Source organism: Pseudogemmobacter sp. TB195 (assembly GCF_058313095.1).
On sequence record NZ_JBZEGG010000009.1, the window covers coordinates 156,116 to 169,923 of the forward strand.

Annotated in this window: 10 protein-coding genes and 1 pseudogene; 8 read left to right on the plus strand and 3 right to left on the minus strand. The window is 62.0% G+C overall.

Annotation, left to right across the window (positions count from 1 at the left end):
* Window positions 1-148: 148 nt before the first annotated feature.
* The 5 genes and pseudogenes from AC4FS3_RS11355 (at window position 149) to radC (ending at window position 5,924) form a co-directional block, all read left to right on the plus strand.
* On the plus strand, window positions 149-973 hold the full coding sequence (locus AC4FS3_RS11355) for an ABC transporter permease (protein WP_283176270.1): 825 nt from the start codon (window positions 149-151) through the stop codon (window positions 971-973).
* The gene (locus AC4FS3_RS11360; RefSeq protein ID WP_491020650.1) at window positions 970-1,650 is read left to right on the plus strand and encodes an SH3 domain-containing protein; all 681 of its coding nucleotides are present in this window, start codon (window positions 970-972) and stop codon (window positions 1,648-1,650) included. Before AC4FS3_RS11355 ends, AC4FS3_RS11360 begins: the two co-directional genes overlap by 4 nt.
* Before the next feature lie 213 nt (window positions 1,651-1,863).
* Window positions 1,864-3,780 (plus strand): annotated as a pseudogene (gene dnaK, locus AC4FS3_RS11365) (molecular chaperone DnaK); the annotation flags it as partial.
* A gap of 69 nt (window positions 3,781-3,849) precedes the next feature.
* Complete coding sequence (dnaJ, locus tag AC4FS3_RS11370) at window positions 3,850-5,010, plus strand: molecular chaperone DnaJ (protein ID WP_283176268.1); 1,161 nt, start codon at window positions 3,850-3,852, stop codon at window positions 5,008-5,010.
* A gap of 137 nt (window positions 5,011-5,147) precedes the next feature.
* On the plus strand, window positions 5,148-5,924 hold the full coding sequence (gene radC, locus AC4FS3_RS11375) for a RadC family protein (protein WP_491020651.1): 777 nt from the start codon (window positions 5,148-5,150) through the stop codon (window positions 5,922-5,924).
* Here the strand turns inward: radC and AC4FS3_RS11380 are convergent, their stop codons facing one another.
* From AC4FS3_RS11380 to secA, 3 genes are all read right to left on the minus strand, one after another.
* A complete protein-coding gene (locus AC4FS3_RS11380) occupies window positions 5,925-7,457 on the minus strand; it encodes an OmpA family protein (protein ID WP_491020652.1) in 1,533 nt (510 codons plus the stop codon). It lies immediately after the preceding gene.
* 113 nt (window positions 7,458-7,570) lie between these two features.
* Window positions 7,571-7,930 carry a hypothetical protein gene (locus AC4FS3_RS11385; RefSeq protein WP_491020653.1) on the minus strand — a complete coding sequence of 120 codons (360 nt, stop codon included), beginning with the start codon at window positions 7,928-7,930 and terminating at the stop codon, window positions 7,571-7,573.
* 154 nt (window positions 7,931-8,084) lie between these two features.
* A complete protein-coding gene (secA, locus tag AC4FS3_RS11390; RefSeq protein WP_491020654.1) occupies window positions 8,085-10,811 on the minus strand; it encodes a preprotein translocase subunit SecA in 2,727 nt (908 codons plus the stop codon).
* A 185-nt stretch (window positions 10,812-10,996) separates the two neighbouring features.
* On the opposite strand from secA, the gene AC4FS3_RS11395 reads away from it, so the two are divergent.
* The 3 genes from AC4FS3_RS11395 to AC4FS3_RS11405 all read left to right on the plus strand — a co-directional run bounded on the left by AC4FS3_RS11395 (window position 10,997) and on the right by AC4FS3_RS11405 (window position 13,764).
* Window positions 10,997-11,866 (plus strand): peptidylprolyl isomerase, encoded by an 870-nt coding sequence (locus tag AC4FS3_RS11395; protein WP_491020655.1) that lies wholly within the window; start codon window positions 10,997-10,999, stop codon window positions 11,864-11,866.
* Window positions 11,867-11,881: 15 nt separating this feature from the next.
* Window positions 11,882-13,252 (plus strand): bifunctional glutamate N-acetyltransferase/amino-acid acetyltransferase ArgJ, encoded by a 1,371-nt coding sequence (gene argJ, locus AC4FS3_RS11400; RefSeq protein WP_283176262.1) that lies wholly within the window; start codon window positions 11,882-11,884, stop codon window positions 13,250-13,252.
* 113 nt (window positions 13,253-13,365) lie between these two features.
* Window positions 13,366-13,764 carry a (deoxy)nucleoside triphosphate pyrophosphohydrolase gene (locus AC4FS3_RS11405; protein ID WP_092899649.1) on the plus strand — a complete coding sequence of 133 codons (399 nt, stop codon included), beginning with the start codon at window positions 13,366-13,368 and terminating at the stop codon, window positions 13,762-13,764.
* Window positions 13,765-13,808 lie beyond the last annotated feature (44 nt).

Consider the following 13,808-nt stretch of genomic DNA (forward strand, 5'->3'; position numbering starts at 1 on the left):
GGATCGGCAAGCAATCGCTGCGAGATTTCCAGGAACTGCCCCGTTTCAGACGCTTTTCCAGGGGATAGTCGGCCGACCGCAGGGGGCGCTGCCCGCGGTTCGGCAGCGAAGCACGGCGCGACGGCCAGAGGCAGCAAGGGCACCATCCATGTTCCGACCAGAGGCGCAACGGATCTCGCATATGCGGACCGGCTTCGAGCTTATCGAGGTGATCTACCACGCCACGGTGCGCCAGCTGCGCGGCTCGCATTCCAATGCGGTGGTCGCTTTGGTGATGAATGTGCTGCAGGCGGTGCTGGTGCTGGTGCTGTTTGTGGTGATGTTCGATCTGCTGGGGATGCGGCGGCTGGCGCTGCGCGGCGATTTCATCCTTTACGTGATGTCGGGCGTCTTCATGTTCCTGACCCATGTGAAAGCGCTTGGCGCCGTGGCGGCGGCAGACAGCCCGGCCTCGGCCATGATGATGCATGCGCCGATGAACCCGATCATCGCGGTGGTCTCAGCCGCGCTGGCGGCGCTGTATAAGCAGACATTCGCCGCCGGGGTCATCCTGTTCGTCTATCATGCGGTGATGCGGCCGATCACGATTTTCGACCCGATCGGCACTATGGGAATGTTCATCCTGTCCTGGGCCTCGGGCGCGGCGATCGGGCTGATCTTCTACGCTGCAAAGCCCTGGCAACCGGATCTGGTGGGCATTCTGTCGACGATCTATCAGCGCGCGAACATGATCGCTTCGGGCAAGATGTTCGTGGCCAATCAGGCCTCGTCCTGGCTGCGCAGCAAGTTCGACTGGAACCCGCTCTATCACACGATTGACCAGGCGCGTGGCGATATTTTCCTGAATTATCAGCCGCGCTATACCAATATCGAATATCCGATCTGGGCAGTGATGATCTGTCTGATGATCGGGCTGATGGGCCAGTTCTTCACCCGCAAATATGCCTCGGCCAGTTGGGGGAAACGCCGGTGATCCGACGCTTTCTCACGGGTCTCGCCGTTGCGGCCCTGGCCATTATCGCTCTGTCTGCGGGCGCGGTTTTGCGGGCCGAGACCCTGCCCGCGCTCTATTCTGTTGAGGGCGTGGCCGCTGATGATGTGCTGAACATCCGGGCCGCGCCTGAGGCGGGGGCGGCGATCCTTGGCACCATCGCGCCAGGCACCGAAGGGGTCGAAGTGATCCGGCTGAGCGAAAGCGGTAAATGGGGTCAGGTTGGCACCGCTGAGGGCAATGGCTGGGTTGCGATGCGCTATCTGCGCCCGCTGCCGGTGGCGACCCGCGCGACTCCGCGCCCCTTCCTCTGTCACGGAACGGAACCGTTCTGGAGCCTGAACAGTGGCGCCGGGACCGGCACGCAAAGCGGCGCATGGGCCGCACCGGAGGACAGGCCGCAATCCCTTGTGGTGCTGTCTGCGCTGGACCTGTCCGAACCCCGCTTCGCCACACCTTCGGGGGATATGGTCTGGTTCGTGACCCTTGCCGGAAGAGCCACAAGCGGTGCGGCCGAGATCTTCAGCCTGACCGTCACGCGCGGCACCTGTTCTGACGGCATGTCCGACCGGGTTTACGGCTTCGAAGCCTTTGTCGCGCGCCAGACGAAGGGCGAGGCGCGGGCCTTCCAGGGCTGCTGCACCCTTGACGCGCGCTGAGCCTTGCCCTGTGAGGCGCCCGATTGCGTGCAGATCAGGCACAGGATCGTGAAAAATCGCCGCAGACTCCGCCCATGTCCCGTTGCAGGCGGAATTGCCCCTGCCTATATACGGCCAGTCAAAGGGTGATGCGTCACCCGTTCCAATCCATAACCCTGATCCTGTGCCGAAGTTTCCGGGCAGCGACAGGGGAGATCGCCTGAAGAAAGGGATACAAATATGGCCAAAGTCATCGGTATCGACCTCGGCACCACCAACTCCTGCGTCGCCATCATGGATGGCTCGCAACCGCGCGTCATCGAGAATGCGGAAGGCGCCCGCACCACCCCGTCCATCGTCGGCTTCACCGAGACCGAGCGTCTGGTCGGCCAGGCTGCCAAGCGCCAGGCTGTGACCAATGCCTCGAACACCGTTTTCGCGGTGAAGCGTCTGATCGGCCGCCGCATCGGCGATGCCGAAGTCGAAAAAGACAAGAAGCTCGTCTCCTATGACATTGTCGATTCGGGCAATGGCGACGCCTGGGTCGAGGTGCGCGGCGAGAAGTATTCGCCCTCGCAAATCTCGGCTTTCATCCTGCAGAAGATGAAGGAAACCGCTGAATCCTATCTGGGTGAAACCGTCACCCAGGCCGTGATCACGGTTCCCGCCTATTTCAACGACGCTCAGCGTCAGGCCACCAAAGACGCCGGCAAGATCGCCGGTCTCGAAGTGCTGCGCATCATCAACGAGCCGACCGCAGCTGCGCTGGCTTATGGTCTCGATAAGAAAGAGACCAAGACCATCGCGGTCTATGACCTTGGCGGCGGTACCTTCGACATCACCATTCTGGAAATCGATGACGGCCTGTTCGAGGTCAAATCGACCAATGGCGACACTTTCCTCGGTGGCGAAGATTTCGACATGCGCATCGTCCAGTATCTGGCCGATGAGTTCAAAAAGGACAACGGCGTCGATCTGACGCTGGATAAAATGGCGCTGCAGCGTCTGAAAGAAGCGGCTGAAAAGGCCAAGATCGAACTGTCCAGCGCAAGCCAGACCGAGATCAATCAGCCGTTCATCTCGATGGACAAGAACACCGGCCAGCCGCTCCACCTTGTGGTCAAGCTGACCCGTGCGAAGCTGGAAAACCTGGTTGGCGACCTGATCGTCAAGTCGATGAAGCCCTGTGCAGCCGCGCTGAAAGATGCGGGCCTGTCGAAGGACGATATCGACGAGGTGGTTCTGGTCGGCGGTATGACCCGGATGCCGCGCGTGATCGAAGAGGTCACCAAGTTCTTCGGCAAAGAGCCGCATAAAGGCGTGAACCCGGACGAAGTCGTCGCAATGGGCGCAGCCGTTCAGGCCGGCGTGTTGCAGGGCGACGTGAAAGACGTGGTTCTGCTCGACGTGACGCCCCTGTCGCTGGGCATCGAGACGCTGGGCGGTGTCTTCACCCGCCTGATCGACCGCAACACCACGATCCCGACCAAGAAATCGCAGGTCTTCTCGACCGCCGAGGACAACCAGTCGGCTGTGACGATCCGCGTCTTCCAGGGCGAGCGCGAAATGGCGGCGGATAACAAGATCCTCGGCCAGTTCAACCTGGAACAGATCCCGCCCGCGCCGCGCGGTGTGCCGCAGATCGAAGTGACCTTCGACATCGATGCCAACGGCATCGTGTCGGTGTCGGCGAAAGACAAGGGCACCAATCGCGAGCATAAGATCACCATCCAGGCCTCGGGCGGTCTCTCGGATGAGGATATCGAGAAAATGGTCCGCGACGCCGAGGCCAATGCCGATGCCGATAAGGCACGGCGTGAGCTGGTCGAGGCCAAGAACCAGGGCGAGAGCCTGCTCGATTCCACGAAGAAATCGCTGAAGGAACACGGCGAGAAAGTCGATCCGTCGACGGTTGAGGCGATTGAATTCGCCATGGTCCCGCTGGAAGAGGCGCTGAAAGGCGAAGATCCCGGCAAGATCAAATCGGGGATCCAGAACCTCACCGAGGCGGCAATGCGGCTTGGCGAAGCGATCTACAAGGCGCAGGCCGGCGAGGCCAGCGACGATGATGGCGACGCGGCGCGTCCGGTCGATGATGACACCATCGTCGATGCCGACTTCGAGGATCTTGGCGACAACAAGCGGAAGTAATTCCGATTTGACCGGAAACGGGGGCGGCCCAATGGGTCGCCCTTCGCCGGTCAGGAGAGGGCTTTTGCTATGGCAAAACGCGACTACTACGAGGTTCTCGGGGTATCCCGCGGGGCCAGCGCTGATGAGTTGAAGAAAGCCTATCGCCAGAAGGCGAAAGAGCTTCATCCCGACCGCAACTCTGACAATCCCGAGGCCGAGGCTCAGTTCAAAGAAGCGAACGAGGCCTATGACGTTCTGAAGGATGCCGAGAAGAAAGCCGCTTATGACCGCTTTGGTCACGCGGCGTTCGAGGGCGGCATGGGTGGCGGTGGCCAGCGCGGCGGCTTTAACCAGCAGGGCGATTTCGCGAGCGCGTTCTCGGATGTGTTCGAGGATCTCTTTGGCGACTTTATGGGCGGGCGAGGCCAGGGCGGCGGCGGCGGTGGTGGCCGGCAACGGGCGCAGCGCGGATCCGACCTGCGCTATAACCTGCGGGTGTCGCTGGAGGAAGCCTGGAAGGGCGTCCATAAGACGATCTCGGTGCCGGGCTCGGTGCAATGCGATATTTGTCACGGGTCGGGCGCAGAAGGCGGCGCCGAGCCGCAGACCTGCCCGACCTGTTCGGGCATGGGCAAAGTGCGGGCGCAGCAGGGCTTTTTTACCGTCGAGCGCACCTGTCCGAACTGCTCGGGCACCGGTCAGATCATTAAGAACCCCTGCAAAAACTGCCACGGGGCAGGGCGGCTTGAAAAAGACCGCCAGTTGTCGGTGAATATCCCGGCCGGTGTCGAGACCGGCACCCGCATCCGGCTCGCCGGTGAGGGCGAGGCGGGGCTGCGCGGCGGACCCTCCGGCGATCTCTACATCTTTATCGAGGTGAAAGAGCACGCTCTCTTCCAGCGCGACAGCGTGCATCTTTTCTTCCCGGTGCCGATTTCCATGGCCCGCGCCGCGCTTGGCGGCGAGGTCGAAGTGCCGACCATCGACGGCGGACGGAGCCGCGTGAAGGTCCCCGCCGGGGCGCAATCCGGGAAACAGATGCGGCTGCGGGGCAAGGGCATGCCGGCGCTGCGCGGCGGCGGGGTTGGCGATATGGTGATCGAACTGCGGGTCGAAACGCCGGTCAATCTGACGTCGCGCCAGAAAGAGCTGCTGACCGAATTCGAGAAGCTCTCAGAAGAAAACAACCCGGAGGGGTCAAATTTCTTCTCGAAAGTCAAAGGCTTCTGGGATGGGATGAAGGGCTGACCCGTTCAGTCCTGATGATATAGGGCCGGTTCCGCAGGCGGGGCCGGCCTTTTTGCCGCCCGCATGCAGCTGTGGATATTTCCGTGGTTAACTGTGTTGTTAAGTCTTTCTAAACTGCTCGGCCGCAATCTGCTGCCATGGCACAGCATCATTCCTTCGCAGAATCACCCTTGCCGCCCTTCCTCCCTTTCGGGGATGAGGCCCTTGCCACGCCGGTGGCAACTGCGCCTGGTGGGCGGCTTCCGAGCTATATCCAGGACCACCGCCGAAGGTTGCGCACCCGTTTTCTCGAAGGCGGGGCGGTGGCGATGCCCGATTACGAGCTTTTGGAACTGCTGTTGTTCCGGGCGATCCCCCGGCAGGATGTAAAGCCGCTGGCGCGTCTGCTACTCGAGACCTTTGGCGATTTCAACCGCGTGGTTACGGCGCCGCTGGTCCGGCTGATGCAGGTGAAGGGTGTTGGCGAGGCAGTGGCGCTGGAGCTGCATATCGTCGGCGCGGCGGCGCAGAGGATGATGCGGGCGCGGGTGATCAACCAGCCGGTGCTTTCCTCCTGGGATGCGCTGCTGGATTATTGTCATACGGTGATGGCGCATCGCGAGACTGAACAGTTCCGCATCCTGTTTCTCGACCGCAAGAATGTACTGATCGCAGATGAGGAACAGGCGCGGGGCACCGTCGATCACGTCCCGGTCTATCCGCGCGAGGTTGTGAAACGGGCGCTGGAACTGAACGCTTCGGCGCTGATCCTGGTCCACAACCACCCATCGGGCGACCCGACGCCCTCGGATTGCGATGTCACCATGACACTTCAGGTTCAGGATGCCTGCCGCGCACTGAACATCACGCTTCACGACCATCTGGTTATCGGCAAGGGAAGGGAAATGAGCTTCCGCTCGCAGGGCTATCTCTGATCAGAGCGGTTCAGGCGTGAAATTCGGCACGATCCACAATTCGACACGCCGGTTCAGCCGGCGGCCAATGACAGTCTCATCGCAGGCCATCGGCAGCGCCTCGCCAAAACCTTCGGTCACGGGTATCTGATCAGCCCGCAGATCCGGTGCAAGATCCGCCAGATCCTGAGCCACCCGTTCGGCGCGTTCCGCCGAAAGCGCCTTATTGGCACTTGCTTCGCCCTTGCCGTCAGAAAATCCGGCAAGAATCAGCGTTTTGGAGGGGAAGCTCTCGGACGCGATCATCCGCGCCAGCTGGGCCAGGTTCTCCTGGCTGCTCGCATCCAGAATGGAGGTGTTTTCTTCAAAGCGGAAGGTCAGCGACAGCCGGTCAGCGCCGTTCATCACTTCGGCGAGCCGTTTCAGATCGCCAAGCGTCACATCATCGCCGGCGCCGAGGATCGCATTGATCAGCCGCAGACCGTCCTGGGTCATCGGCGCGGCTTCGACAGAGCGGTCGATAAAGCCGGCCGCGGATACGACATGGCCCGCGCGGGGGGTGGCGGTGAACTCCAGGAACTCGCGCGCGAAGACCGGAATGCGACGCGGGGCGGGGATCAGGAATTGTGACAAAGCCAGGGGATAGTCCTCGGCTTTGACAGAAATCGGCAGCGGCAGCAGTGGAAAGCCGCAGCTGTCGACTAGCGGTGCGGGAATCGCGGGGGCCATCTCGGCACGTCCGGTGATTGCCAGGGCCCAGGGGTCTTTCGCCACCGCCTCGGCGAGGCTCTTCATATCGGGGTGAACAATATCGGCCTTTATCGGCGCGCCGAGGCGTTCCGACAGGGCGCGCGTCATGTCGGTATCGGGCTCCAGCGCGTGAAGGACGATCGGCATGTCCGGCCCGCCGAGATCGCGCCAGTTCTTCAGCTGACCGGCGAGAACTTTCGCCAGATTGACCGTCGAGATCTTCGGCGTCGGATTGCCCGGGGCCATAACCGGCACCAGGGCGTCCAGCGCTATCGGGCGCGCTCCCGAAGCACGCGAGGGCGAAGCGGAGAGTTCCATTTCAGCGGCGCCACTTGCCAGCGCCGCCTGGGCCTGGCCCGGCAGCATTGGCGAGAAAGAGACATCGGCAAGGACGGTTTCATCCTGTGCCTTGTAGATTTGCGCAGCCCATGAGGCACCATTCTGCGGTGCCACTTCGCGAAAGGCCAATCCGCGCACGGCGGCAAAGCTGCCGAAAAGGCCGGGCAACAGCCTTGCCCCGGCATCCGGGGCGCCGACCACGCGGATATCGGCATGAGGGGTGGTCAGATCCGGACAGGCGGGTCCCTCGCAGATCACGCCCTGGCCATCGACGGTCAGCAGCCCCCAGGCGGTTTCGATCCGGTAAAACTCGCCATCATAGCCCTGAAGGCTGCCGGGCAGGACGATACTCCCCTCACGCGAGATCAGCGTGATATCCTGCGCCTGGGCGGGCTGCACGACAGGCGAGTGAGACAGGAAAAACAGCACAGCGAAGAAAATCGCCGCGCCTGGCCGCGTTAGCATCTTTTCCCACCGGGATTAATTCACCACCGCCATTTTCTGCTGCGATGCCGGATTCTTCAACACCTTAATGGAGGGAACCGGCCTCAGCTGAGCCAGGCCCAGCGGTGTGATGCTCAGACGCCAGGATCTGTGATGGCGGCCAGAGGCCTCGGCAGCGCAATATTTGCAAATCTGTCAGTGCCACCGGTCAGTGCGGACTGATCATCGCTGCGCACCGGTCTGGCGGGGGCGGCCACGGGCTCATCCTGGATCTGCGGTGGATGGATGACTGTCACGGCAGAGCGCGCGTCATCCCCGGATTTCGGACGGATCCGGTGCTCTGCCCCGGCGACAACCTGTTGCAGGCCACCGAGTGAACCAGACTTTGCCACCTGCCCGGGCTGGTTCTTATGCATCGTCTGCACAAGATGCCCCGCCCCGAGAGCAAGGAAGAGAACCACCGTCACGCGCAAAATAGTGCGTTTCGTACCCATAGTCAGCATACCCGGAATCGCCCGCATTGGTGCCAATATCGCGAGAGATCGCGGCAATCCCGTGGCGAGCCTGTGGAATGTTTCCCATAAGGGAACCACCGAATTGAAAAGGGGCGGTTAATGCCGCCCCTTTTATGTCATTTTTTCCGGATTTTCAGACCAGCTTGCCGTGGCAATGTTTGAATTTCTCGCCCGATCCGCAGGGGCAGGGATCATTGCGGCCAGGATTGCCCCAGCTGGCAGGGTCCGATTCGTCAAAGCCTGACGCAAGCGGGGCTGCCGGCGCGGATTCGGCGGGCGCGGGGTCTGCAGGCGCAGCGGCCGGCCCGACCTCGATCCCGGCGGCGGCCTGTTGCTGCGCCAGCAATTGCGCCATCATCGCATCCTGCTCTTCTTTCGAGAGCGGGCGGATGCGCGACAGCTGTTCCGTCACCTGCAGACGCAGGCTGCCGAGCATGGTCTCGAACAGCTGGAACGCCTCGGTCTTGTATTCGTTCAGCGGATCGCGCTGCGCATATTGGCGGAAATGGATCACCGACCGCAGGTGTTCCAGCCGCAGAAGATGATCGCGCCATTTGCCGTCGATGGCCTGCAAAAGCACCTGCTTTTCGATCTGCACCATGGTTGTGGAGCCAAAAGCTTCAAGCTTTTCAGCCATATAGCGGTCGGAGTGTTTGATGATGCGCTCGGCCATCGCGGCCTGATCGACACCCTCTTCGGCGGCCCATGTCTCGATGGGCATATCCATGTTCAGCCGCTGGCGGCCGGCCTCGCGCAGGCCCTCAAGGTTCCAGGCGTCGGGATAGGTTTTCGGCGGCATGAATTCATCGACCATGTCGTCGATCACATGGTGGCGCATGTCCTCGGCAATTTCCGAGACATGTTCAGCCCTGAGGATGTCCTGGCGCTGGCTGAACACGGCCTTGCGCTGGTCATTCATCACATCGTCAAACCGCAGGAGCGACTTGCGCACGTCAAAATTGCGGCCTTCGACTTTCGCCTGGGCCTTTTCCAGCGATTTGTTGACCCAGGGGTGAACAATCGCCTCGCCTTCCTTCATCCCCAGCGTCGAGAGGATCTTGTCGAGCCGTTCGGACCCGAAGATCCGCATCAGGTCATCTTCCAGCGACAGGAAGAACGAGGACCGCCCCGGGTCACCCTGACGGCCCGAACGTCCGCGCAGCTGGTTGTCGATGCGGCGCGATTCATGGCGTTCGGTGGCAAGCACGAAAAGCCCGCCGGCGTCGAGCACCTTCGCCTTTTCATCGGCATGTTCCGCCTCGATCCGGGCGCGCAGCGCCACCGGATCTGCATCCGGATTGGCGTCAAGCTCTTCGATCACCTTCATCTCGACATTGCCGCCGAGCTGAATATCGGTGCCGCGTCCGGCCATATTGGTCGCAATGGTCACCGCACCCAGACGGCCGGCATCGGCGACAATCTTCGCCTCCTGCTCATGCTGGCGGGCGTTCAGCACGTTATGGGCAATACCTTCGGCTTTCAGCATGGCGGAAAGCTCTTCGGATTTCTCGATCGAGGTGGTGCCGACCAACAGCGGCTGACCGATCTCATGCGCCTCGCGGATGGTCTCGACGATGCCCTGGAATTTTTCGCGGGCGGTGCGGTAGACCTGATCGTGTTCGTCCTTGCGCGCCACGGGGCGGTTGGTGGGCACTTCGACCACACCCAGCCCGTAGATCTGCATGAACTCTTCGGCCTCGGTCGCGGCGGTGCCGGTCATGCCGGCCAGCTTGTTGTAAAGGCGGAAGTAATTCTGGAACGTCACCGAGGCGAGCGTCACGTTTTCGGGCTGGATCGTCACGCCCTCTTTCGCCTCGATGGACTGATGCAGGCCGTCCGACAACCGGCGGCCCTTCATCATGCGGCCGGTGAATTCGTCGATCAGCACGATTTCGTCATCGCGGACAATATATTGCTGGTCGCGGTGGAACATCTTATGGGCGCGCAGCGCCTGGTTGATGTGATGCACAATCGAGGTCGATTCCGGCGCGAAAAGATGCTGGCCTTCCGGCAGCACGCCCGCTTCACGCAAAAGCTCTTCGATATGGTCGTTGCCGGCTTCGGTATAGGTGACGTTGCGGGCTTTTTCGTCGAGGGTGAAATCCTCTTCGACCAGCGAAGGGATCAGCCGGTCGACCGAGAGATAAAGGTCGCTGCGGTCCTGGCTCGGCCCCGAGATGATCAGCGGCGTGCGGGCTTCGTCTATCAGGATCGAGTCGACCTCGTCCACAATCGCGAAATTATGGCCGCGCTGCATCATCTCTTCAATCGAGCCCTTCATATTGTCGCGAAGGTAGTCGAAGCCGAGCTCGTTATTGGTCGCATAGGTGACATCGGCGGCATAGGCGGCGCGCTTTTCCGGGTCGGGCTGCCAGGGGTAGACCACGCCGGTCGTCAGACCGAGTTTCGCATGAACCTTGCCGATGGTGTCAGCATCGCGTTTCGCGAGATAGTCGTTGACGGTCACGACATGCACGCCCTTGCCGGTCAGGGCATTGAGATAGGCCGGAAAAGCCGCGACAAGCGTCTTGCCTTCGCCGGTCCGCATCTCGGCGATATTGCCCTGATGCAGAAAGATCCCGCCCATCAGCTGCACATCAAAGGCGCGCAGCCCCAGCGAACGTTTCGCCCCTTCGCGGCAATTCGCGAAAGCTTCGGGCAGGATATCGTCGAGGCTTTCGCCGCCGTCCTGCACGCGCTTTTGAAATTCCCGGGTCTTCGCGACAAGGCCCTCATCGCTCAGCGCGGCAAATTCCGGCTCGAGCGCGTTGATTTTGGCGACCAGCGACCGAGTGGCCTTGACCTTGCGGTCATTGGCGGTGCCAAAGACCTTTTTCGCGAGCGTTCCCAGACCCAGCATGATCTCTCCGTGCGGTCGTTCCTGCGTGATCTCGTGAGGCTGTGACTTGCCCGCCCTTAACGCCTTCCATAGAAAAGCCGGGTAGGTCCGTATTTGCGCCCCGATCACGCGACTGTCGCGATGTAAGGGCTGCAAGGATCATAGTCAACGTTCGCAGGCTCTGCGGCAGATCGGGAGAAGCTGAAATGGCCATAGAAAAGCGTCTGGGGGCTGCCGTTTTCTGGGTGGCCGCTGCTTTCGCCGGGCTCGCGACCGGGCTTGCGAACGGGCCGGCCCTGGCAGAGGGGGAAACCGCCGCGACCGTGGTTGCAACCGTGAACGGGACCGAGATCACGCTCGGCCAGATGATCGCCCTGCGGGAAAGCCTGCCCGACCAGTATCTGAGCCTCGCCGATGACGTTCTCTTCAAGGGCATCCTGGAACAGCTGATCCAGCAAGAGGCCCTGGCTCAGGCCCATAGCCAGAAAAGCCCGCGCGACAAGGCGGTGATCGTCAATAACGAGCGCGGCTATTTCTCGGGGATTGTGATTTCGGATGTGGCCAGTGCGGCGGTGACCGATGCAGCCCTGCAAAAGGCCTGGGATGAGAAATACGCCGATTACGTGCCACAAAAGGAATACAGTGCGGCGCATATCCTGGTTGAGACCGAGGCCGAGGCGAAGGAGCTGAAGGCCGAACTGGATGGCGGCGCGGATTTCGCGGCTCTCGCGAAGGAAGCATCGAATGATCCGGGGTCGGGAGAGCAGGGGGGCGAGCTGGGCTGGTTCACGCTGGACCGCATGGTGAAGCCCTTCGCGGATGGGGTGGCGGCTGCGACCCAAGGCAAAGTGACCGATCCGGTGCAGAGCGATTTCGGCTGGCACCTGATCCTGGTTCATGAAAGCCGCGACCGCCCGGCGCCGACGCTGGACGAGGTGCGCGATGTGCTCGCGGGCGAAGTCGAGGAACGTGCCATTGCGGCGAAGATCACCGAGCTGACCGGCGCGGCGACAATCACAAAGCCGGGTGAGGGGATCGATCCGGCTCTTTTGAAGAACAACGCTCTGATTGACTGAGCGGCGGGGGATAGAATGGCAAAGACTGACTGGAAAGCCGAAGCGAAGAACCTGAAGAAGAAGGTGCGCAAGCTGAAAGACCGCGTGACCGAAGCGGTCTCCGGCGCGGCCTCGGGCGCGCTGAACGAGGTCGCGGCGGTGGTCCATAAGGCCGCGCATCCGGTGTCGCCGCTGGCTCCGGCCAGTTTCCCGGCACTGCCTGTGATCCGGGGGGCGGAATTTGCCTCGATCGGGGCCGGGATCAAATATCGCAACCGCAAGGATGTGATGCTCGTGCGGCTTGCCCCGGGCACGGTGATGGCCGGGGCCTTCACCCGTTCGACCACCCGTTCGGGCTGTGTGCGGGATTGCGAGGCGAAACTGGCTCTGAAGGCGGCGCCCGGCAACGGTGCGGCGATCATCGTGAACTCGGGCAATTCCAACGCTTTCACCGGCAAGATCGGCGATAAGGCGGTGGCGGATGTGACGGGGGCTGTCGCGAAAGCGCTCGGGATCCCGGCCACGCGCGTGTTCTCTTCCTCGACCGGCGTGATCGGCGAGCCGCTGCCGGCGGAGAAGATCACCGCCGTGATCGGTGATCTCACCGAGGGTCTGACCGAGGCCGCGATTGAAGGCGCCGCTCAGGCGATCATGACCACCGACACCTTCCCCAAAGGCGCCACCGCGACGATCGAAGGCGAAGGTGGCCCGATCCATATCGCCGGCATCGCCAAGGGCTCGGGCATGATCGCGCCCGATATGGCGACGATGCTGGTCTATATTTTCACCGATGCAAAGATCAGCCAGGCGGGCCTGCAGAAACTGGTCTCGCGCCATGTCGATGACAGTTTCAACTCGATCACCGTCGACAGTGACACCTCGACCTCTGACACGCTGCTGGTCGCCGCAACCGGCCAGTCAGAGGCCGCACCGCTGAAAGGTGCAGTGCTTAAGGCATTCGATGCCGCGCTGGCCCAGGTGATGCAGGATCTCGCGCTTCAGGTCGTGCGCGACGGCGAGGGCGCGACCAAGCTGATCGAGGTGCGGGTCTCGGGCGCCGCGACTGATGCGGATGCGGCAAAGGTGGCCTTCGCCATCGCAAATTCGCCGCTGGTGAAAACTGCGGTCGCCGGCGAGGATCCTAACTGGGGCCGCATCGTGATGGCGGTCGGTAAATCGGGCGCCCAGGCCGAGCGTGACCGGCTTACCATCCGTTTCGGAGATATCCTTGTGGCGGAAAAAGGCTGGAAATCACCGGGCTACAGCGAAGATGCCGGCGCCAGCTATATGAAGGGCCAGGAGCTGGTGATCGATGTCGGCCTTGGCATGGGCCGCGCAAGGCGCACGGTCTGGACCTGCGATCTGACCGACCGCTATGTCGCGATCAACGCCGACTATCGTTCCTGACAGTTTTCTGTCCGTAAATACCCCGGGGGTGCGGAGATCGTTTGCGCCACCGGTTCAACCAACCGACAGTCGCCGGGGGCAGCGCCCCCGGCTCCGGCCAGACTGAGAGCCATATGAAAACCCTGCTCGTTTCCGCCGTCGCACTGATTGATGCTGATGGCCGCATTCTTCTCGCACAGCGCCCGCCAGGCAAAAGCCTCGCCGGTCTGTGGGAGTTTCCCGGTGGCAAGGTCGAACCGGGTGAGACCCCGGAGGCCTGCCTGATCCGCGAGCTGAAAGAAGAAATCGGCATCGATACCTGGAAAAGCTGCCTTGCGCCGCTGACCTTCGCCAGCCACAGTTATGATGATTTCCACCTGTTGATGCCGCTATTCGCCTGCCGCAAATGGGACGGTATTCCGGTGGCGCGCGAGGGGCAGGTTCTCGCCTGGGTTGCGCCTGACAGGCTGCGTGACTACCCGATGCCGCCTGCTGACCTGCCCCTGATCCCGATTTTGCGCGACTGGCTGTAAGAGCCGCCGTGACAATTGTGACTTTTCTGCGGCTTCTGTTTCCG

Coding starts and splice junctions, on each gene's coding strand:
- radC (WP_491020651.1), top strand. CDS start 5,148: ATGGCACAGCATCATTCCTTCGCAGAATCACCCTTGCCGCCCTTCCTC.
- argJ (WP_283176262.1), top strand. CDS start 11,882: ATGGCAAAGACTGACTGGAAAGCCGAAGCGAAGAACCTGAAGAAGAAG.
- AC4FS3_RS11355 (WP_283176270.1), top strand. CDS start 149: ATGTTCCGACCAGAGGCGCAACGGATCTCGCATATGCGGACCGGCTTC.
- secA (WP_491020654.1), bottom strand. CDS start 10,811: ATGCTGGGTCTGGGAACGCTCGCGAAAAAGGTCTTTGGCACCGCCAAT.
- AC4FS3_RS11405 (WP_092899649.1), top strand. CDS start 13,366: ATGAAAACCCTGCTCGTTTCCGCCGTCGCACTGATTGATGCTGATGGC.
- AC4FS3_RS11380 (WP_491020652.1), bottom strand. CDS start 7,457: ATGCTAACGCGGCCAGGCGCGGCGATTTTCTTCGCTGTGCTGTTTTTC.
- AC4FS3_RS11395 (WP_491020655.1), top strand. CDS start 10,997: ATGGCCATAGAAAAGCGTCTGGGGGCTGCCGTTTTCTGGGTGGCCGCT.
- AC4FS3_RS11385 (WP_491020653.1), bottom strand. CDS start 7,930: ATGGGTACGAAACGCACTATTTTGCGCGTGACGGTGGTTCTCTTCCTT.
- dnaJ (WP_283176268.1), top strand. CDS start 3,850: ATGGCAAAACGCGACTACTACGAGGTTCTCGGGGTATCCCGCGGGGCC.